This is a genomic window from Micromonospora sp. NPDC050417, assembly GCF_044458865.1.
Lineage (GTDB): Bacteria > Actinomycetota > Actinomycetes > Mycobacteriales > Micromonosporaceae > Micromonospora_G.
In genome coordinates this window covers 197439-216874 of record NZ_JBITIH010000011.1, presented here as the reverse complement: position 1 = coordinate 216874, position 19436 = coordinate 197439, and the positions used below count along the sequence as shown (strand labels likewise).

14 protein-coding genes are annotated in these 19436 nt (G+C 69.1%); 6 read left to right on the top strand and 8 right to left on the bottom strand.

The window, feature by feature from the left end; translation table 11 throughout:
• Positions 1-145: 145 nt before the first annotated feature.
• Together ACIBF5_RS16815 and ACIBF5_RS16810 are read left to right on the top strand one after the other, a co-directional pair.
• Positions 146-1390, top strand: coding sequence for a tetratricopeptide repeat protein (locus ACIBF5_RS16815; RefSeq protein WP_396812453.1), 1245 nt, complete (start codon positions 146-148; stop codon positions 1388-1390).
• A gap of 97 nt (positions 1391-1487) precedes the next feature.
• Positions 1488-2408: a JmjC domain-containing protein gene (locus tag ACIBF5_RS16810; RefSeq protein WP_396812451.1), complete on the top strand. Its 921-nt coding sequence runs from the start codon at positions 1488-1490 to the stop codon at positions 2406-2408.
• 344 nt (positions 2409-2752) lie between these two features.
• On the opposite strand, the gene ACIBF5_RS16805 is transcribed toward ACIBF5_RS16810, so the two are convergent.
• The 3 genes from ACIBF5_RS16805 to ACIBF5_RS16795 form a co-directional block, all read right to left on the bottom strand.
• Positions 2753-6058, bottom strand: a complete 3306-nt coding sequence (locus ACIBF5_RS16805) for a S8 family serine peptidase (RefSeq protein WP_396812449.1) — start codon at positions 6056-6058, stop codon at positions 2753-2755.
• A gap of 667 nt (positions 6059-6725) precedes the next feature.
• Entirely contained in the window at positions 6726-7079 is a 354-nt protein-coding gene (locus ACIBF5_RS16800) for a hypothetical protein (protein WP_396812447.1), read from the bottom strand.
• Complete coding sequence (locus tag ACIBF5_RS16795; protein ID WP_396812445.1) at positions 7079-7549, bottom strand: hypothetical protein; 471 nt, start codon at positions 7547-7549, stop codon at positions 7079-7081. Before ACIBF5_RS16795 ends, ACIBF5_RS16800 begins: the two co-directional genes overlap by 1 nt.
• Before the next feature lie 362 nt (positions 7550-7911).
• Here ACIBF5_RS16795 and ACIBF5_RS16790 point away from each other — a divergent pair, with 362 nt between their 5' ends.
• Together ACIBF5_RS16790 and ACIBF5_RS16785 are read left to right on the top strand one after the other, a co-directional pair.
• Positions 7912-9504, top strand: a complete 1593-nt coding sequence (locus ACIBF5_RS16790; RefSeq protein ID WP_396812443.1) for a sulfatase — start codon at positions 7912-7914, stop codon at positions 9502-9504.
• Between the two features lie 81 nt (positions 9505-9585).
• Entirely contained in the window at positions 9586-10386 is an 801-nt protein-coding gene (locus ACIBF5_RS16785; RefSeq protein ID WP_396812441.1) for an FkbM family methyltransferase, read from the top strand.
• Positions 10387-10459: 73 nt separating this feature from the next.
• On the opposite strand, the gene ACIBF5_RS16780 is transcribed toward ACIBF5_RS16785, so the two are convergent.
• Both ACIBF5_RS16780 and ACIBF5_RS16775 read right to left on the bottom strand, forming a co-directional pair.
• Positions 10460-12784, bottom strand: a complete 2325-nt coding sequence (locus tag ACIBF5_RS16780; RefSeq protein ID WP_396812439.1) for a collagen binding domain-containing protein — start codon at positions 12782-12784, stop codon at positions 10460-10462.
• A 198-nt stretch (positions 12785-12982) separates the two neighbouring features.
• Complete coding sequence (locus tag ACIBF5_RS16775; RefSeq protein ID WP_396812437.1) at positions 12983-14383, bottom strand: DNRLRE domain-containing protein; 1401 nt, start codon at positions 14381-14383, stop codon at positions 12983-12985.
• A gap of 244 nt (positions 14384-14627) precedes the next feature.
• Here ACIBF5_RS16775 and ACIBF5_RS16770 point away from each other — a divergent pair, with 244 nt between their 5' ends.
• Together ACIBF5_RS16770 and ACIBF5_RS16765 are read left to right on the top strand one after the other, a co-directional pair.
• Positions 14628-15941 (top strand): MFS transporter, encoded by a 1314-nt coding sequence (locus ACIBF5_RS16770; RefSeq protein WP_396812435.1) that lies wholly within the window; start codon positions 14628-14630, stop codon positions 15939-15941.
• Positions 15938-16939, top strand: a complete 1002-nt coding sequence (locus tag ACIBF5_RS16765) for a TolB family protein (RefSeq protein WP_396812433.1) — start codon at positions 15938-15940, stop codon at positions 16937-16939. The genes ACIBF5_RS16770 and ACIBF5_RS16765 overlap by 4 nt, the downstream gene beginning before the upstream one ends.
• A gap of 46 nt (positions 16940-16985) precedes the next feature.
• On the opposite strand, the gene ACIBF5_RS16760 is transcribed toward ACIBF5_RS16765, so the two are convergent.
• The 3 genes from ACIBF5_RS16760 to ACIBF5_RS16750 form a co-directional block, all read right to left on the bottom strand.
• Positions 16986-18119, bottom strand: coding sequence for an ABC transporter permease (locus ACIBF5_RS16760; RefSeq protein ID WP_396812432.1), 1134 nt, complete (start codon positions 18117-18119; stop codon positions 16986-16988).
• Entirely contained in the window at positions 18116-19000 is an 885-nt protein-coding gene (locus ACIBF5_RS16755; RefSeq protein WP_396812430.1) for an ABC transporter ATP-binding protein, read from the bottom strand. Before ACIBF5_RS16755 ends, ACIBF5_RS16760 begins: the two co-directional genes overlap by 4 nt.
• Positions 19001-19213: 213 nt before the next feature.
• Positions 19214-19435, bottom strand: coding sequence for a formate dehydrogenase subunit delta (locus ACIBF5_RS16750; protein WP_121158821.1), 222 nt, complete (start codon positions 19433-19435; stop codon positions 19214-19216).
• Position 19436 lies beyond the last annotated feature (1 nt).

Below are 19436 nucleotides of genomic sequence, written 5' to 3'. Positions count from 1 at the left end.
CGGTCCGGCTCCTCTGGCACCGAGCCTCACCCGCTGCCGGTCCCGCCCGGAGCCGAGATGATGAGAGCGGGGCCGACCTTCCCGTGAATGCCACCTCCGTGTTGTAGATGGCCGAACCTCAGCGCACGAGAAGATGCCTACAACCATGAAACTGCCGAAGTACCGCCCCGCTCCTGGCGTACACGCACTCACCGAGCGGCTGCTGTCTCTCACCACCGCATGTAGACCTGCTGCCTGCCCGGTCCATGTCGGCCTCGGCGCGCCGGTTGCCAACTCCACCAACCTCGGGCACATCACGTACGGCATCGCCCGGGAGTTGGTCAATGGGACGGCACACCTACTTCCTTCCTTCAACACCTTCCCTCGCCCAGAACGGCGCGTTCTCGATGCCGCGAGCTGGGATCGCATCGATGCCACCAGCGCCGAGTTCGCCCAAATGCCGGCGGACCTCGCCACTGAGTTGTGGCATCAGGTGGACCAGATGTGTCGCGACCGAGGCTCCCTGACGCCCGCGGAACGCTGCGCAGCGAGTGACCTTCTGCTGCGCCTGGGGTATCCGCTACGGGCCGGCGAGATCTTCGACCTCCTCGGTGCTGACCTCGCTGATCACCCCATTCACCCCGAGACGGTCCGTTCCGAGTTGGCTGTCCTGCTGCGGCTCTATCCGGACGCACACCCCCAGTTGGAGGAGTGGGCGTTGCGTGGTGCCGCGAACTCCGCCGTGCCGCCCCAAACCCGCGTTCGGCTCGCCAACTACGTCGTTGTCTCGAACGGTAAGCGCGGGACCGACGTGCCTGCCCTGCATCGTGCCGCCGAATTCGGGCGGGATGCCATGGCCGAGATCACCGGAACCGGGATGGACCGCTATCTCACCGAGCACACCCTCTACCGGGCGATCGCCTACGAACCGTACCTTCGCAGGGACATGCCCGGCACGATGGAACTTCTTGACCGAGCCGCGGTCGCCCTCGCCCAAGCCGAGCCGGCAACGGGACCATTGGAGATCCTTTCCTGGAAGGACCACGCCTTCCCCATGTTCGAGACACTCTCCAAGACCCTTCTCGGGCAGGGAGAGGTCGGGCGGGCGCTGGAGTCCACCGGCAAACTTATCGAGATAAGCCCCTACGACCATCGGGTATGGGAACTGCGCGCCCACGCGTTCGTCGCCTCCGGCAACCTCGGCGAAGCCGTTAGCGCCTGGGAACAGATACTGCCCCAGGGAGGACTGCCGGTCGCGTCGGCCGCTTTCTACCTTGGCTGGGCACACCACCAACTCGGCGACACCAGCAGCGCCCGTGACTACTACACCCTCTCCCAAGCAGTCGACCCTACGTCCCCGGAACTCGCGGAGCACATGGCGATTCTGGCCAAGGGGAATGGCGTGAGATGAGCTTGAGTGACAGGTGTGGCCCGGATGGAGAGCCCGGCCGTGGCATGGGTCACGCGAAATGGCATTGGAAGGCAAATGCGAGCTGGATGTGGAAACAATGAGTGATTCTGTCATTCTCCGCGATCTGGTCGGAGATGTTCCCGCGTTTCTCGCGGAGTTCTGGCGGCGAGTCCCCGCAGTCCTGCGGCCGGTGCATCCGCCGGTGGACGTCTTCACTGTGCAGAACCTCGAACAGTCACTTGCCGGCGGGCTGCTCCGACCTCCGTACATCGGCCTGATGGAGTCGGGCGAGAAACCGGCGGGTCACGCATTCACCACCTCCCGGACCGTCGCGGAACGTACTCTTTCGGACTGCGTGGACGCGGAGCAGGTCGTCCAGCGAGTCGCCGAGGGCGCCAGTGTGCTGTTGCGCAACATTGAGCACTGGCACACTCCCACCGCTGCCTTCGCGTACGAACTGGGAACCGCACTGGGCCGCCCGGTGGAGGCGTTCTTCTTCCTCACGCCTCCGGAACGCCAGGCGCTACCTCCGCACCGGGACGACGCCGATGTGTTCGTGATTCAGGTGCAGGGCTGCAAGGAGTGGACCGTGCACCGTACCCCGGCAGACGGCCGGTGGGACCGGGGCAGAGCCGAGCAACCAGGCGAGATCGTGCTGCGTACGCGTGTGACGCCGGGCGACGTTCTCTACCTGCCCCGGGGAGCGGCCCACAGTGCCGTGGCGGCGGATGGATCCCTCTCCGCCCACCTGTCGCTGACCGTCCGGGACATCGGATCCGCTCAACTGAGCGCGGTCGTGCAGCAGTATCTCGCGGCGGACCTCGACCTGCCTGCCCGCCCGGTCGAGGAATCAGCACTGCTCGACGCGTCTGCCCGCCTGCTGGAGCATCAGCGGAGGCGCCTGGCTGAACTGACGCCACAGGACCTTGTTGGTGCCGCCCGTACGGGGCTGCTCGCTTTGCGTGGCAAACCGCCGGCCGCGCCCCGCTTCGCTGTGAACTCGGGCGAATCGATCTGATTGACGAGTTACACCGTCCGGTCCTGGTGGTGGCCGGGCTCGGCGTGACGGAGGAGACGGTCCGGCGCCACGCGCAGGCTGGCGCCTCCAGGGAGCCCGGTGGCGACGACCCAGGTCGACGGTGCTGCGCCCGCTCGTGTCGTCGAGCAGCAGCAGGACGAGGTCCTCGGCCAGTCGGGACCGGGGATCTCCTCAGGATCGGCGCGGCGGGTGTTCGTGAGACTACCCAGGCGTACGGAAGAGCACCCCATGATCCGGCGATGGAGACAGCCGTGCGCCGTGACCGGAATCCCGATCACGGCGCACGTTATTGCTGACCTACTGGTTGTTCCCGGTTGGCCGGTCTACTTACGGCGGATCGGCAGCTCCGACTTGACCACGGTCACACCGGGCAGTGCGGCGCCGGTCACCTCGGTCGTGACCACACCCTTGCCGACCTCGGCGGCGGTGACGTCCACGGTGTACGACACCGAGGCACCGGGGGTCTGCGCGCTGCTGGTGATCCGCAGGTCCTCGGTCGGCAGCACGCCGACCGGCAACTGCTCGCCGCCGGAGCCGTCGGCGTTCTCGGCTCCGACGATGAACGGCTGCTCACCCGGTGCGGCCGGCAGCGCCGACGGGTCGTACGCGAAGACGACGTCCTCTTCCCCGTTCAGCCCGATCCAGATCTGGAAGTGCCGGTTGGAGTTGGTGCCGAAGACGTTGACCTGCCACTCGATGACCAGCCAGTTGCCCACCCCGTTGCCGAGGATGCCGTGGCGGATCCCCTCGGCGCCGGTGCCGTCCAGGTCGGTCCAGAACGGCGCCAGCACGTTGTTGGGGCGGACCGGGTCGGGCACCGGCGTCAGCTCGCAGCAGTTGTTGTCCTCGGAGGTGGCGCCACCGACGACCAGGTAACCGTTGGAGTTGACGCCGAGCTTCGTGTACGGCTTGCCGCCGTAGACGAACTCCGGCACCTCGTAGTTGAGGAACTCCTCATCCCCGACCGACTCGGCGGGGATGCCGAAGGAGGCCAGCGGGATGTACCTGGCGGTTGTGCCGGGAGCCAGCGACGGTGCGCCGGGCACCACGCCGGTCAGCGTGACCCCGTTCTTCGTCGCGGTACGCGGTCCGCTCTGCGTCGCGCCGTCCACCCCGACGATCTTCAGGTTGTCGTTCACGGTGGTCGTGAAGTCGGCCACCACGTCGCCGAACGAGTCGTTCGTCGCCGTGATCGTGCAGGTGTCCCGCTGGTCGAGCGTGAGCTTGTCCGGGCAGTCGCTGGTCACCTTGACACCGGCCTGCTGCGGCACGAACGCCACCGGTACCCGCAGGGTCGGCAGGTCGGTCTGTACCGGGTCGAGGATGATCTGACCGAAGTACTGACCGGTGGGCGCCGACGACGTGATGGTGATGGTGAGCGTCTTCGACTTGCCGGCCCCGAGCGTGAAGCTGTTCGGGCTAACCGTGATCTTGCTCTTCGTCGGAGAGTTGACGTGCACCGTGTACGACTGGCTGCCGCTGGTCACGTTCTTCACCGTGCGGGTCGTGGTGATCCGGCCCGGCAGGACCGGGGCGTTCACCGACGGCAGGTTGAGGTGCACCGCGTTGGCCGGGTCGTTGCCGAGCGCCAACATCCGCGCGGCCGTCTCGTCGATGGTCAGGCCGGGCTTCTGTGCCTTCTTGAGGTCGATCCGCCCGCTGCCGACGTCGAACGGGTCGGCTGGGGTCTTCAGGTCCTCCTTGACCACGCCCTGGACGGCCGTGGTCATCATCGCCGACTTGATCTGCCCCGGGCTCCAGCCCGGGTGCAGCGCCTTGAGCAGGGCCGCCGAACCGGCGACGTGCGGCGCGGACATCGAGGTGCCCGCGATCGCCTGGTAGTACTCACCGGCCGGGCCCTCGTCGGCGGTGTCCGGGGTCGGCGTCATGCCGGCCAGGATCTGCACACCGGGCGCGGAGATGTCCGGCTTGATGCCGAAACCACCCGGGCCACGGGACGAGAACGCCGCCATCGCGTCGGCCGTACCGTTCGCCTTGACGCCGGCAGTGAAGGTGCCGGTGACGGTGGCGTGCGCGGCCATGAACGCCTTGAACTCCGTACCGTCGGCCAGGTGCACCGACGGCAACCAGTGGTTGTCGGTCTCGATGTCGGCCAGGGTCGGGTTGTAGAGGACCATGCCGGCCGCCCCGCCCTGCGCGACGTTGTAGCCCTTGTTGATCCGGGCGTTCCCACCCCGCTCGCAGGCAACAATCTTGCCGGCGAAGGAGCCCGGGGCCGCCGGGGTTTCGCACAGCGACCGGTAACCGGCGAGCGACTGTGCCAGCACGACCGGAGTCTCGGCGGTGACACCAGCGGTGATCGAGGCGCCGGTCAGGGTGACCGTGTCGGCGCCGCCGTGGAGGACCAGCGTCGAGTCGAACTCGCGGGTCTGGGTCGACGCCGCGACGGTGGTGACCCACGGTCCGACGTGGTCCGTGGTGGCCGCGCCCGGTCCGCTGTTGCCGGCGGACGCCGACACGAACACACCAGCGGCGTACGCGTCAAGGAACGCCAGCTCGGCCGGGTCGGTGAACGGGCTGCTGCCACCCGAGATGGAGTAGTTGATGACGTCTACCCCGTCGACGACGGCCTGGTTGATCGCCGCCGCCAGGTCGGAGGCGAACCCGCCGTTCGCGCCGAGGGCCTTGTAGACCGACACCCACGCGCCGGGCGCCACACCCTGAACCGGGCCGCGCTCCACACCGAGCACCTTGGCCGAGTCGACGACGTCACCGGCGGTCGTGGACGCGGTGTGCGTACCGTGTCCACCGCTGTCGCGCGCCGTCACGTACTTCTCGTCGTCGTTGACCGACAGGTACGTGTCGAGGAACGCGGCGCCGCCGATCAGCTTGTTGTTGCAGACGAAGACGTCGGTCTGCGGCGTCAGCGGGTTGTCGCCGAAGTCGCACTCGCGGGCGGTGCCGTCGCGCTTCGCCGGTGCCGGGTTCAGGTTGCCGTTGTCGGCGAAGGAGGGGTGCTCCGGCCAGGCGCCCGTGTCGATGACACCGACGATGATGCCCGCACCGGCGTTCTTCTTGCCGCCGAGTGCCGGGTACGTGCTGGGGGCTCCGATGAAGTCCGCGCTGGAGTCGGTGAGCGGCTGCCGCAGCTCGTCCTTCTGCACCGCCACCACACCGTCGACCCGCAACAGGTCACGGACCTTGTTCGCCGGCACGGTGGCGGCGACGCCGCCGTACACGGTGCGCAGCCGGGTGCCGACCCGAGCGCCGGGCACCGCCTTCGCCAGGTCGGTGACGAATTTCTGCTCACGGTCGGCGACGTAGCGCCCGTACGCCTTCTCGGCGTTGCTCTGGCCGACCTTCTGGCCGGTCCGGGCGGGGCTGGTGGCGGCCAGGCCCGCGACACCGCCGCCGTAGGTGGCGATCGAGTCGTAGTCGAGCTTCACCAGAACCGGGATCCGCTCCGACGAGGTGCTGTCGAGCAACGTCGGGTCGGTCTGGGCCATGCGGCTGGTCGGTGCCTTCTCGGCACTCACCCGCTCGGTCACCGGAACGGCGGTGGCGGTGAACCTGTCCGCCGCCGAGGCAGAGCCGGTCCAGCCGGCCACCGCGAGCGGGGGAAGCAGCGCGGCTGCGAGTGCGCCTCGCAGCCACTTTGGTTGTCGCATCGATTCCCTTTCGAATGAATTGCTAGACATAACTTCATCGCTGTTTGGCGTACACCACGAACACCGACTAGTTACGCCAAGGGGGTGCGGGCATCGTTCCACGCATCCCGTTGATCGCACCAGACCATGGGAAGCCTGGCATGTAAATTCTCGTTCCTTCCCCGTTACCGGGGCGAGGCCTGCGCGTAACGATACGAACATGATCACGATGTGCTTTGCTGTCGTCGCAGGACGCGATCGCCGGAGAGTGTCCAGGGTGGCGCGAGTAGGTCGTCAGAGGATGCCGATGGCCTGGGGTCGAGGTGGCAGGTGCTGCTGAGAGTGCCGAGAGCCGTTCCCTTCCGGGGGCTCATGCAGTTTGGACACGATTGGCATCGTCAGGGAAAACAGGATCGGCCGCCGATTCTCCGGAAATCGATGCTGCACGATTCAGGTCCGTCGGTTGTGGTGGAAGTGCTGCGGCGGTCGGTCGGTTCAGTTCCGATTCAGGGCGACCGCAGTTGCCCCATGCATCGAAGAGTGTGCAATTCGCGATCCGTACGGGTGGTGCGGGCGGCGGGCCCGACAATAGCTCCGAGCACGGATCAGTCGTCCCTGCATACGTCGGCGGACGCGTGTCTCCCCGCGTCGACCGAACGTTGCCTCCGGCCACGGCAAGCCCGGGCGGTCAGTCTGTCACTTTCGGGTGCCCCGTACCCGCGTACGTTATCCAGGCCGTACGGCGCTCATCGTCGATCAGGTACCAGATCCGGCCGCCCGTGGTGACCTCGTACTGCCAGCGCTCGTGTGTCTGGCCCTTCCAGGCGCCGTTGGCGAGGGACCCCTTAAGGCGGTGGTGCCGCTCCGGCGCGGTCACGGTACGGGGGTTCGCGCGGATGGTCTCGTATGCTCGGCGCAGGTTCGTGGATGCTTGGCGGGCCAGTTCCTCCCAGCCGTCCGCGGCCGACGAACTGGCGAACCGGATGTCGTACTCCGTGTTGACGGGCGGTGGTGCAGCCCGGTCACCACGCTTCGGGCTCATCACTGCTCTGTTGGTGGCTGGGCCGGGCCGAAGTCCCCTTCGGGTTCCCGGTTGATCTTTTCCAGCAGCGTCGGGTCGCTGTACACCTCGGCGGTGTGTTGCCACTGGGCCAGCAATACGGCGACCGGAGTGAGGTTGTCCAGGGAGGCGGCTCCTTGGGTGACTGTCACCAACTCGGACAGGAGCTGATCGACGTCCGATTCTGGGAGGAAGGTGACCCAGGGTAACGCCTCGATCAGGACGCGGCGCACCGAGTCCAGGGAGCCGGACCGGATCAGGCCGCCCAAGAGTCGTGCGGTGAAGTCCACGACAACGGCCTCGCGCTCCATCTGATCGGCCCTGACCAGAGCCAGATCGTCCGCGTCGCGGCGACGTAGTCGCAATACGCGGACAACGTTCAGTCGGTCCGCCGCAGCTCCGGGCCTGTGGAGGAACTCGCTGAACGGTACTTCTTCGTGTACCGCACCCATGACATCCACACTACCGTGGAGGTCTTGCCCAGCATCCTCCTCTTGTCGTACCGGCCTCCGCGTGTCGAGCGGAACGCCCTCGTCCGTACGGCCCATGCCGGGCGGCCGAACCGATCGGCCGCGATCTGCGTACTCATCATGAGAGGCCGTACGCCCATCCGCGAGAAACAGCACCGCCGGCTCACGCCGTGCACGGCCTGACGCCCGGCGCGACCCTGAGTCGAACCAGCACCACGCATCACATGGAAGGCCGTGACATGCCGCTTCTCACCCGCTTTCGTCGGTCGTCGAGGCAGGACCGGACAGAAGCGGTGGACGAGCCGGCAGGGGGCCCGGCCGCCGGCTCCGGTACGAAGCGCCGGGTGGCGGTGACTGTCGGCACCGTACTGAGCTTTCTGTTCGTGCTCTTCGCCCTGATCGCGCCGAACGACGTCAACCGTTTCACTCCGGGTGCGTTCGTACGCCTTCCGCTGGAGGCCCTGCTGGGAGCCGCACTCGTGCTCGGGTTGCCGGGCAGGGCGAGGCGGCCGGTCGTGGTGCTGGTCGGGGCGGTTCTCGGGCTGCTGTTCGTACTGAAGATCGTCGACATGGGGTTCTTCATGGTCCTCGCCCGGCCGTTCGACCCCGTGCTCGACTGGACGTTCATCACCGCCGGCGTGGACTTCCTGACCGAGTCGATCGGACGGGCCGGCGCGATCGGCGCCGTCGTGGGGGCGGTGCTCCTCGTCGTCGCCGTACTCGTCCTGACGATCCTGTCGGTCCTGCGTCTGGCCCGGTTGGTCGTCGCGCACCAGAAGACGACCACCCGTACCGTGGCGGTCCTCACGATGGCCTGGGTGACCTGCGCCGTGCTTGGCGCGCACATCGTCCCCGGGGTGCCGATCGCCGCCGACAGCGCGGCCACGCTCGCCTACGACCACTCGCTACAGGTACGCGCGGGCCTACGGGACCAGGAGGTGTTCGCCGCCCAGGCGGCCGACGACACCTTCCGTGACACCCCGGGCGACCAGTTGCTGACCAGTCTGCGTGGCAAGGACGTCATCATCTCCTTCGTCGAGAGCTACGGACGCGTGGCGATCGAGGACCCGGAGCTGGCGCCGCAGGTCGACGCCGTGCTCGACGAGGGAACCCGGCGGTTGCGCGCCGCAGGCTTCGCCTCCCGCAGCGCCTTCCTCACCTCGCCGACGGCCGGCGGCGGAAGCTGGCTCGCGCACGCCACGCTGCTCTCCGGTGTCTGGGCCGACAACCAGCAGCGCTACAACAACCTGGTCACCAGTGACCGGCTGACCCTCAACGGCACCTTCCGACGTGCGGGCTGGCGAACCACCCTGGTCATGCCGGCCCTCACCCAGGCGTGGCCGGAGGCCGGCTTCTTCGCCTCCGACCGGGTCTACGGCGTCGACGACCTCGGTTACCGAGGCCCGAAGTTCAGCTTCGCCCCCATGCCCGACCAGTACACCCTCTCGGCGTTCCAACGCCTCGAACGCGCACAGCCAGATCGCGCCCCGGTGATGGCCGAGATCCCGCTCGTCTCCAGCCACGCCCCCTGGACACCCATCCCGCAGCTCGTCGACTGGGACGACGTCGGCGACGGTTCGATCTTCGGACCGATGGCGAAGGGCGCGGACGCGGCCGATGCCGGGCGGGGCAACTCAAGCCAGATCCGCACCCAGTACCGACGCTCGATCGAGTATTCGCTGAACACCCTGATCTCCTATGTGGAGACGTACGGTGACGACAACCTGGTGCTCGTCTTCCTCGGTGACCACCAGCCCGCACCGGCCGTGACCGGCGCGGGCGCCGATCGGGACGTCCCGATCACGATCGTCGCCCACGATCCGGCGGTGCTGGAACGGATCTCCGGGTGGGGTTGGCAGGACGGGCTCAACCCCGCTCCGTTGGCTCCGGTCTGGTCGATGGACGCCTTCCGGGACAAGTTCCTGAAGGCTTTCTGACCGGCCGATCCGAACCGTCCGGGGGTCGGTGCTCCCACCGCCTCCACCACGAACCCGCACCCGGCAACGAGAGGACAACCCGTGAGATCCGATCGGTGGTACGTGCAGCGTGCGCTTGGCCGAGCCTGGGGAATGACCCGATCCATGGTCATCTACCACGGTCAGCCGAGCAAGCACCGACGAGCGCTCCGGCTCTACCGCGAGTTCCTCGGGCCGGGTGACATCGGTTTCGACATCGGCGCCCACGTGGGGGGACGGGTGCGGGTCTGGCGGCGGCTGGGCGCGCGAGTGGTCGCGGTCGAACCACAGCCCGACTGCCTCCGCGTACTGCGGCTCCTCTTCCGCCGGGATCGGGACGTCGTCATCGTGCCCGAGGCGGTCGGCGCCCGGACTGGGCGGGCGAACCTGGCCGTCTCCACCGCCACGCCGACGGTCTCCTCGATGTCGCCGGACTGGATCGAGTCCGTCACGGCCGACCGCAGCTTTGCCCGGGTGCAGTGGGACAGCGCCGTCGAGGTGCGGGTGGCCACCCTGGACGACCTGATCGCGATCCACGGCACCCCGGCCTTCTGCAAGATCGACGTTGAGGGTTTCGAGGCCGATGTCCTCGCCGGGCTCAGCCAGCCACTTCGCGCACTCTCCTTCGAATACCTGCCACCGGCGCACGACGCCGCCCTCGCCGTACTCGACATGGTGGACCGGCTCGGCGCCGAGTCGGGCGGATACCGCTACAACTACTCACCGGTCGAGACGATGCGGTACGCCAGCGACCACTGGCTCGACATGGTCGAACTGGTACGGCTGCTCGACCAGTACCGCCCGCTGGGGCGCTCCGGCGACGTCTACGCCCGCCTCGGCAGTGCCGGTGGCGCCACCGCGTGAGTCGACGCGAGCAGGGGCACCCCGAGGGGTGCCCCTGCTGCCGATCGTGCCTACTCCTGTGCTGCCGTACGGGTCACTGCGCCGGGAACGTGACCTGGACCGATCCGGACCGGGGGAGGGTAACCGCGGTGGCACTGTCGAAGTCGGTGCCGCCGTACCAGCGGAACGGGCCGCTCCCGCTGAACTGGACCTTCACCTTCTGCGAACCGAGAACCGGGAACTGCACGCCGGTCGCGAAGCTCTGGCTGTCGACCACCGCGATCGGGTCACCGGTGACCGAGTTGCGGATGATCGCCCGCCCCCAGTCGACCGCGTCCGGAACGGTGACGACCATCGTCGCGCCCCGCTTGAGCTGGTAGTCGAACCGGGTCGGCGTGCCGACGCCGGCCGGCACGAGTTCGGCGTTGAGCCGGTTGCCGACACCGCCGCTCCACTGGATCGGCTGGTCGGTGGCGTCGAACTGCAACGGCCAGCGGTACGGGCCGAGCCAGTCGATCGTGTACGTGCCGTCCGCCGCGACCTGCGAGTACCGGGTGTCGGTCCCGGCGCCCGTGTCGGGGCCGACGATCCCGACCCGACCGTTGTCGACCGGTCCGCCGCCAGCGCTGGTCACCGTGCCGGTGATGCTGGCCCGAGGGTCCAGCCTGATCTTCGGCGCGGACTTGGTCACACCCTCCTCGACGGTGATCCGCCGGGCCTCGTCCTGGTCCCCGGTGCCGCCCTCCTGGCCGACCCACTGGGCGCCGTACGGGCTGTCGGGGCGGGGCAGGACGAACAGGTTGTACGAGCCCGGGTCGTCGATCCTGAGGCTGACCGCCCCGTTGGCGTCGGTCCGGGCGCACCCGTCGGGGAAGAGGAACCGCTTCACCTTCTGCGGGGAGACGCAGATTCCCGCGACCGGGGCGCCGGTGGCCCGGTCGGTCACCTTCGCGGTGATCGTGGCAAGCCGGTGCAGCGTCACCTGCACCTCGCTCTGCTCACCCGCGACCACGGTGACGGTCGCCGCCGCGTCCTCGTACCGGTAGTCGTCCGCACTGGCGGAGATGGTGTGCGTGCCGACCGGCACGTCGGACAGGAGCAGGGATCCGTCGCTGCTGCTCGCCGAGTGTTCGCCGATGGAGGCCGAGAAGTCGGTGATCGCGGCGCCGGTGATGCTGTCCTTGGCGGTGATCCGAACGGTCCCGGTGGGGAGCCGGCTGTCGTCGACGGTGGTGGTCTGGTTCGCCACGACCACGATCAGGTCGGCCGTCTCCGGGTTCAGCTTGCCGTAGGCGTACTGGTTCAGGTTGGTCTGCCAGTCGTAGAACTGCACCTGGTAACTGCCCGGGAAGACACCGTCGAGCCGGTAGCCGCCGGTGGCGTCGGTCTCGGTGGTGATGAAGTCGTTGGCGCCGGAGAGGTAGACCTGGACGCCGGCCATGCCCTGGCCCGACCCGTCGGTGAACCGTCCGGCGATCGAGCCGGTCGGCAGCAGTTGCTCGTCGATCGTGGTGGTTCCGCCGCCGGTGACCTCGTACGCCCGAGCGGTCTCCCGGTCACGGGTCTGGGGCGCCCACTGCCGGGCCCCGGAGGGAAGCTCGAAGTAGACCCGGTAGCTGTCCGGAAGCAGGTCGGTGAGCTGGTAGACGCCGTTGTCGTCGGTCGTGGCGTACCCGAAGTTCATGTTGCTCTCGGCCCCGACGCGGTACTGCGCGGCCGGGGTTCCGTCCGCCTTGGTCAGCCGGCCGGTGATGGTTCCGGTGCTGAGCTGGACGTCGTTGACCGTCACCGTCTGCCCGAGCGCGACCTGGATCGGCGTCGCGGCCTCCGGGGTGGTGGCGCCGTACGCGTACTGCCGGCCGTTGGCGAAGTAGTACGACACCTGGTACGTGCCGGGCAGCACCGCGAGCGTGTAGGCCCCGTCGACATCGGTGTTGATCCCGACCTCGACCCCGTGCTCGGTCAGTGGGGTGGCGGTGGCCCAGGTGCCGTGCACGCCGTTGCCGGCCGGGTTGGTGAACCGGCCGGTGATGGTGCCGGTCGGCAGCAGGGTGTCGTCGGCGATCGTGCGACCGCCGGCCGTGACCGAGTAGCGGGTCGCGGACTCCTGGTCGGCCTGGCCGGGAATGTACTGCCGGGGGTGGCCCGGCTTTTCGATCGAGACGAGGTATGCGGACTGCGCCGCCGGCACCTCGAAGACCTCGTACCGGCCCTGGGCGTCGGTGACCGCGTTGCCGAAGTATCCGTTGTCGTCCGTGACGTAGACCTGGACGGCCGGCACCGGAGCGCCATTGTCGGTGACGGTGCCGGCGATCACGCCGGTCGCATCCGCCGCATGCGCTGGTGCCGCTACGGCGAGGGTGGCGACGAGAGTCGCGACCACCACCGCCCCGAGCCCGCGCAGACGTGAGCTGCTCATGCTTCTTCCTCTGGCTGTGAAGGAAAAGGGCACGAGGTATCGATCGAACGCCGAATCCCCGTGCGGTGCACCCTAGTCGCGCGGTACGACGCCGCGATCGATGGCCGGGTGTCGGGGCGCGGTCGCCCCGTACGCCGAAAGGCGCTGTGGGCGGTGCGATCCCGCTGAACCGGTCGCACCGCCCACAGCGGACGAGGGTCAGTGACAGGCGGTGGTGCCGCTGTCGTTGTAGGTCTTGCCCGCCTCGGGCACGAACTGCCAGTCGTAGCTGTTGGCGTGCAGGGTGAACTTCAGTACGCCGAACGTGTCGCTGTTGCGAGCCTCGCTGTTGGCCTGGATCGTGCCGAAGCTGTAGTGGTCGGCACCACCCATGCCGGCCACGAACGAGCGCAGGCCACGAGCGGTGTCCCGGCCCCCGGTCGGGTTCTGCGGGGCGAACCGCTCGTACTGGTGGTTGTGGCCGAAGACGACCACGTCGGCGTTGTGGTCGTACAGCGCCTGGTAGAGGGGACGGGTCGAGGTGGACGGCGCGTGGTTGGCACCCGAGGTGAAGAGCGGGTGGTGCCAGTACGCCAACGTGCACGACTTCGGGTTGGCGGCGAGGTCGTTGCGCAGCCACGTTTCCTGGGCCGACCCGGCCGACATGCTGATGTTCGAGTTCAGCGACACGATGTGCCAGTTGCCGAGGTTGTACGAGTAGTAACCCTGCCCGGACGGGCCGGCGACGGATCCGAAGTAGTTGTAGTAGCCGGAGGCACCGGAGGTGTTGTAGTCGTGGTTGCCCGGCGACGGCTTCGTACGCGCCTTGTGCCGGCCCCAGGTCGGCTGGTAGTAGCTGTTGAACTCCGAGGCGGTGCCGTTGCTGTAGACGTTGTCACCGGTGGTGAAGACCGTTCCGGAGATGTTGTCCAGCAGCGCCGCGGTGGCGCTGTCGCCGGAGCCTGAGGTGGCGATGTCGCCCGCCCCCACCAGGACCGGGTCCCCCGAGGGAGGGGCCGTGGTCGGGGTCGGCGACGGGGTCGAGGTGCCGGTCGTGATCACCAACTGGGGTGCGTCGGCACCGCTCTCCCGACTGTCGTAGTAGGCGCCGTCGGTGCTGGTGGAGGAGGCCCCGAAGCTGAAGGTTCCGTTCCCCTGCACCGCCGCGGTCACGTTGACCTCGTACCAGCCGTTGGCGCTGACGGAGCCGATCGAGCCCAGTGACGCGCCGTCGATGGCCGGCTGGTTGTTCCAGGTCGTACCGGTCTCCGACCAGGTGTTGCTGGAGACCACCTTGAACGCCCCGCCGTTGTTGCTGCCGTCGTTGCCGCTGATCGTACGCAGCCGCAGCCTCGCACTGGTCACCGTGCCGCTGACGCCGGTGACGGTGAAGCGGAGGAACATCCGGCGTACGGGCGAGTTGTCGACCGTGATCTGGTTCGACGTGCCGTAGTTGGTCGAGGCCGCGTCGTTCTGTACGTAGGTGTCGGCGACCGGGGTGAACGTGGACGTGGCGGCCGAGGCCGGGCCGGTCGCCGTGAGGACGGCCGTGGCGGTGGCCGCGACCAGGACCACCGCTGTACCGGCGGTCAGTCCCAGTCGAATGTGGCGGGTACCCATTCAATGTTCCCTTCGAACGAAGTGGGGGTACGGCGGTCGGAATCTAGGAAATTGAATGGAACGGGGTACCCGTCTCCGGGTGAACTTTCAGGTGCACAGTGCACAAGGCCCGGGATGATACGGATTGTTCACTGAACGCATACCTTCCCGGCGCCCGTCCTGGGTTGTCCGACCGGTCCCGCACATAGACAGTGGTGCACCGGTGTCGCGAGCCGCGACCACGACCGGAGGAGGTGCGAGGCGCTTGTACCTGTCGACCATCGGCCGCCCCAAGACCACGGACGACCCGCCATCCGCCGGCACGGACCGGTCCGGCCGCCAGCGGCGTCGGCGTCTCGCCCTGGTGAGCGGCAACGTCGTCGCCCTCGGCACGGTCAGCCTGATCACCGACGTCTCCGCCGAGATGGTCAGCGCCGTACTCCCGCTCTACCTGGTGCTGGGACTGCAACTCAGCCCGCTCGCGTACGGCATGGTCGACGGCATCTACACCGGCGCGACGGCGGTACTGCGCATCGTCGGCGGCTACCTCGCCGACCGGGTCCGGGCACGCAAGCTGATGGCCGGCATCGGATACGCGCTCTCCGCCGTGGCGAAGCTGGGCCTGCTGGTCGCCGGCCGGTCGATGGCGGCGATCGGGTTCGTGATCGCGGTCGACCGGATGGGCAAGGGAATCCGCACCGCTCCCCGGGACGCCCTGATCACCGCATCCAGCCCACCGGAGGCGCTGGGGCGGGCGTTCGGCGTGCACCGGACCATGGACGCGGTCGGCGCCTTCCTCGGACCGCTGGTCGCGCTCGCGGTGCTGGCCGCCGCCGGGCAGTCGTACGACGCGGTCTTCGTCGCCAGCTTCTGTCTGGCCACGCTCGCCGTGGTGGTGCTGGTCCTCTTCGTACGCGACCATCCCGGGTCGGCACCGGAGTGCCCCCTGCCGGTGCCGCGTCGCGAACCGGTCAGTGTGCGCGAGGCGTTGACCCTGCTGCGCGCCCGGCCGGTCCGCCGGCTCACCGTCGCCGCCGGCCTGCTCGGGCTCGCCACCATAGGTGACGGCTTCGTCTATCTGCTCCTGCAACGCCGGGAGGAACTGAGCGTGGTCTGGTTTCCGCTGCTGGCGGTCGGCACCAGCCTGGGTTACCTGCTGCTGGCGGCGCCGTTGGGCATGCTCGCCGACCGGTTCGGCCGGCTGACCGTGATGGTCGGCGGCTACGTCGCGCTGACGGTGACGTACCTGCTGCTCTTCGGGCCGGTCGGCGGCTGGCCGCTGCTCGGGCTGGCGCTCGCCCTGTACGGGCTCTTCTACGCCGCCACCGACGGCATCCTGATGGCGCTCGCCGGCCCGGTGCTGCCGGAACGGCTACGGGCCACCGGGATCGCCCTGATCCAGACCGGGCAGGCGCTGGCGTACCTGGTCTCGTCGGTTCTCTTCGGTTTTGCCTGGCAGCAGTGGGGGCCGGCGGTGGCGAGCCGGCTGGCGGCGGCGTGCGTGGCGGTGGCGGTGGTGGCCACCCTCCTCCTGCTCGCCACCGAGCCGGCCCTGAGCCGCCGGCGGGTGACCTCGTGAACGGGTTGACCTCCCGGGGCCGGGTGGTGGTCGCCGCGGTCAGCGCGGTGCTCCTCGCCGGGGTCGCGGTCGGCTACATTCGGTTCGCCGCCGGCCGGGACGACGCCGACCAGGCGGTACGCGCCTCGGCTCACGGCGAGCGGTTGACCCTGACACCGGGGCCACGGCTGTTGACCGTCACCGACCGGCACCTGGCCGTCGTCGCCGCCGCCGACCCGTCCGGTGCGCGCTCCATCTCCGACGTCGAGTGTGTCCGGGCGTACGCGGCCGCCGGCACCGGAGTCTGCCTCCGTCCCGATTCCCAGTGGGCGTACCGGCTGGTGGTGCTGGACGAACGGCTGGCCGAAACGCGGTCGATCCCGATTCCCGGGCTGCCGAACCGGGCCCGGGTGTCGGCGAGCGGGCGGATGGTGGCGTGGACGACGTTCGTCGGCGGCGACTCGTACAACAGCGGTGGGTTCTCCACCCGCACCGGGATCCTGGACACCCGCGCGGGGACGCTGGTCAACTCGCTGGAGGAGTTCGCCGTGGTCCGGGAGGGTCAGCCGTACCGGTCGGTCGACGCCAACTTCTGGGGCGTCACCTTCGCCGGTGACGACAACCTCTTCTACGCGACCATGTCGACCGGTGGGCAGCGTTACCTGGTCCAGGGCGACTTCGCGGCGCGTATCGTGCGCACCCTGACCGGGAACGTCGAGTGCCCGTCGCTCTCCCCGGACGGCACCCGGATCGCGTTCAAGCAGGCGATCGGGGGCGATCCGACCAAGGGGTGGCGGCTGAGCGTGCTCGACCTGGCCACCATGGCGACCAGGCCGCTGGCCGAGACGAACAGCGTGGACGACCAGGCCGCGTGGCTCGACGACGCCACCGTCGCCTACACCCTGCGGCAGGCCGACGGCCGGCCGGACATCTGGTCCGTGCCGGCCGACGGGTCGGGCTCGCCCCGGCTGCTGGTCCCCGAGGCGGAGTCGCCGGCGACTCTCGCCCCGGTCGGCTGACCGGGGCGAGCACGGCCGGTCGGCCGACCGGGGCCGGGTCGGCGGTTCAGCCCCGGTCGCGCCAGGCCGCCGCGAGGGTGGTCCGCCCGTTGGTGCGCAGCAGCGAACCCTCGTAGAGGCGGGCGGCGAGCAGGAGTACGGCCACCGCACCGGCGAGCAGGACCACCAGCGCCAGCAGCGGCTCCCAGGGCGCCGCCTCGCCGAGGAAGAGCCGTACCGGCATGGCGGTGGGTGCCGAGAACGGCACGTACGACAGCACGGTCATCAGGGTGCTGTTGTCGTTGCCGAAGACGACCGCGAAGAACGGCACCAGGACCAGCAGTTGGACCGGCATCGACACGGAGCCGATGTCCTCCTGGCGGCTGACCAGGGCTCCGGTCACCGCCCAGATGGCGGCCAGCAGGACGAAGCCGACCACGAAGAACGGGATGAACCAGCCGATCGCCGGGGCGAGTTGGCTCATCATGGTGCCACTGTCGGTGACCGCCATGCCGACCACGGCGGCGATCGCGATCAGGACAATCTGCGCGATCGCCAGGGTGCTGGCGGCGACCACCTTGCCGGCCAGCAGTGCGCGTACGGGCACGGTGGCGACGAGGATCTCGACGATCCGGGTCTGCTTCTCCTCGGTGACGCTCTGCGCGATCTGGACCCCGAAGGTGATCGAGGTGAAGAAGAAGATCATGCCGAACGCGAGCGGGATCAGGGTGCGTACCACCGGGTCCGCCGCGTCCGGATCGAGCAGTTGCACCGGGGGAGCGCTGCTCAGCGCCCGGACCACGTCGCCCGGAGCATCGTCGAGTGCCAGCACCCGGACCCCGGTGGCGTCGGCGACCACGGCCGCGTCGACCTCGTCGGCCAGCACCAGCTCCCGGGCCTCCTGTTCGTCGGCGACCGTACGCACCTCCAGCCCGGCCCGGTCGAGCGCCTCGGCGGCCTGACTCCCGACCACGGCGACGCTCGACGGCCCGCCCGAGAGCAACGCCGGCAGCACGGTCGCGGCGATGGTGGTGAGGAGGAAGAAGACCGTGCTGAACAGGAATGCCTTGTCCCGCAGCTTGGTGCCGATCTCACGGCCGGCGACCAGGCCGACGGCCTGCCAGAACGTCGTGGTGGCGCGGGGCGTCTCGGTGCCGGTGGTCGAGGTGTCGACCGGCCGGGTCTGGTTGGTCAGCGTCATTGTGCGATCTCCCGGAAGATTTCGGCGAGCGACGGAACGATCGGGCGGAAGGCGCGGACCGGCTCCCGTTCCAGAGCCCGTCGCAGCACCTCCTGGTCGTCGCTGGGCGAGTGGATGTCGATGACCGCCCGCGCCCCGTCGAGGTCGACGATGGTGACGCCGGGCAGGTCCCGTACCCATCCGGCGTCGGTGTCGACGACGAGTTCGTAGCGGGGCGACGCGTGCTCGCGGCGGAGTTCGTCGCGGCTGCCGGCGGCCCGGATGGTGCCGTCCGCGATGATTACGAGGTCGTCGCAGAGCCGTTCGACCACGTCGAGTTGGTGGCTGGAGAAGAGGACCGGTACGCCACGTGCGGCCCGGTCCCGCAGCACCCGGACGATCACGTCGACCGCGATCGGGTCGAGCCCGGAGAAGGGCTCGTCGAGGACGAGCATGACCGGGTCGTGGACCAGTGCCGCGGCGATCTGCGCCCGCTGCTGGTTGCCGAGCGACAGCGTGTCCAGGGCGTCCCCGGCCCGCTCGGTCAGCCCCACCTGCTCCAGCAGCTCGTCGCTGCTGCGCCGGGCCGCCGGGGCGCTCATCCCGTGCAGCCGGCCCAGGTAGACGAGCTGCTCGCGGACCTTCATCTTCGGGTACAGGCCACGTTCCTCGGGCATGTACCCGAAACTGCGGCGTTTTGTCCTGGTCAGCGGTGCGCCGTCCCAGGTGACCTCACCCGAGTCCGCGGCGAGGACGCCGAGGATGATGCGCATCGAGGTGGTCTTGCCGGCACCGTTGGCCCCGACGAAACCGGTCATCCGGCCTGCCTCGATGGCGAACGAGATGTCGTGCAACACCCGGCGGTCGCCGAACGTCCGGCTCACGGACGCGACGCGGAGCATGCGGTCTCCCTCTGCTGGCGTGGTCCCGGGCCGGGCGGCCCGGAACGTCTGCGTCGAGCGTAGGGGGAGCGCCCCACGTTGACGTCCGCCGCGCGGCGGACCCGCCGGGCTCGTCGGGCCGACCGGTGCGTGGGCGGTCGCCGATGCGCCGAAAGGCGCGCGAACCGGGACCTGAGGTTCGCGCGCCTTCCGTATCGGGTTATGCCGGTGGAACTACTTCTCCGCGAGCAACCGGGCCGCCGCCAGCGCCAGCGGGTCCAGTTCGTCGGGTTCGGACTCGACCCGACGATCCAGCTCCGCCCGCATCCGCGGATCCCAGAAGAGGCGGATGTGCTCGGCGATCTGGGCCGCCGCCTTCTCCGGTGTCTCGTGGTGGAAGTGCGCTGCGATCTCGTTGGCGAGCCGCACCGAGGGCGAGGTGACCTGATGGGCCATG

Excerpts from the sequence above, each read along its gene's own strand:
- ACIBF5_RS16815 (WP_396812453.1), top strand. The coding sequence starts at position 146 with ATGAAACTGCCGAAGTACCGCCCCGCTCCTGGCGTACACGCACTCACC.
- ACIBF5_RS16810 (WP_396812451.1), top strand. The coding sequence starts at position 1,488 with ATGAGTGATTCTGTCATTCTCCGCGATCTGGTCGGAGATGTTCCCGCG.
- ACIBF5_RS16805 (WP_396812449.1), bottom strand. The coding sequence starts at position 6,058 with ATGCGACAACCAAAGTGGCTGCGAGGCGCACTCGCAGCCGCGCTGCTT.
- ACIBF5_RS16800 (WP_396812447.1), bottom strand. The coding sequence starts at position 7,079 with ATGAGCCCGAAGCGTGGTGACCGGGCTGCACCACCGCCCGTCAACACG.
- ACIBF5_RS16795 (WP_396812445.1), bottom strand. The coding sequence starts at position 7,549 with ATGGGTGCGGTACACGAAGAAGTACCGTTCAGCGAGTTCCTCCACAGG.
- ACIBF5_RS16780 (WP_396812439.1), bottom strand. The coding sequence starts at position 12,784 with ATGAGCAGCTCACGTCTGCGCGGGCTCGGGGCGGTGGTGGTCGCGACT.
- ACIBF5_RS16775 (WP_396812437.1), bottom strand. The coding sequence starts at position 14,383 with ATGGGTACCCGCCACATTCGACTGGGACTGACCGCCGGTACAGCGGTG.
- ACIBF5_RS16760 (WP_396812432.1), bottom strand. The coding sequence starts at position 18,119 with ATGACGCTGACCAACCAGACCCGGCCGGTCGACACCTCGACCACCGGC.
- ACIBF5_RS16755 (WP_396812430.1), bottom strand. The coding sequence starts at position 19,000 with ATGCTCCGCGTCGCGTCCGTGAGCCGGACGTTCGGCGACCGCCGGGTG.
- ACIBF5_RS16750 (WP_121158821.1), bottom strand. The coding sequence starts at position 19,435 with ATGGCCCATCAGGTCACCTCGCCCTCGGTGCGGCTCGCCAACGAGATC.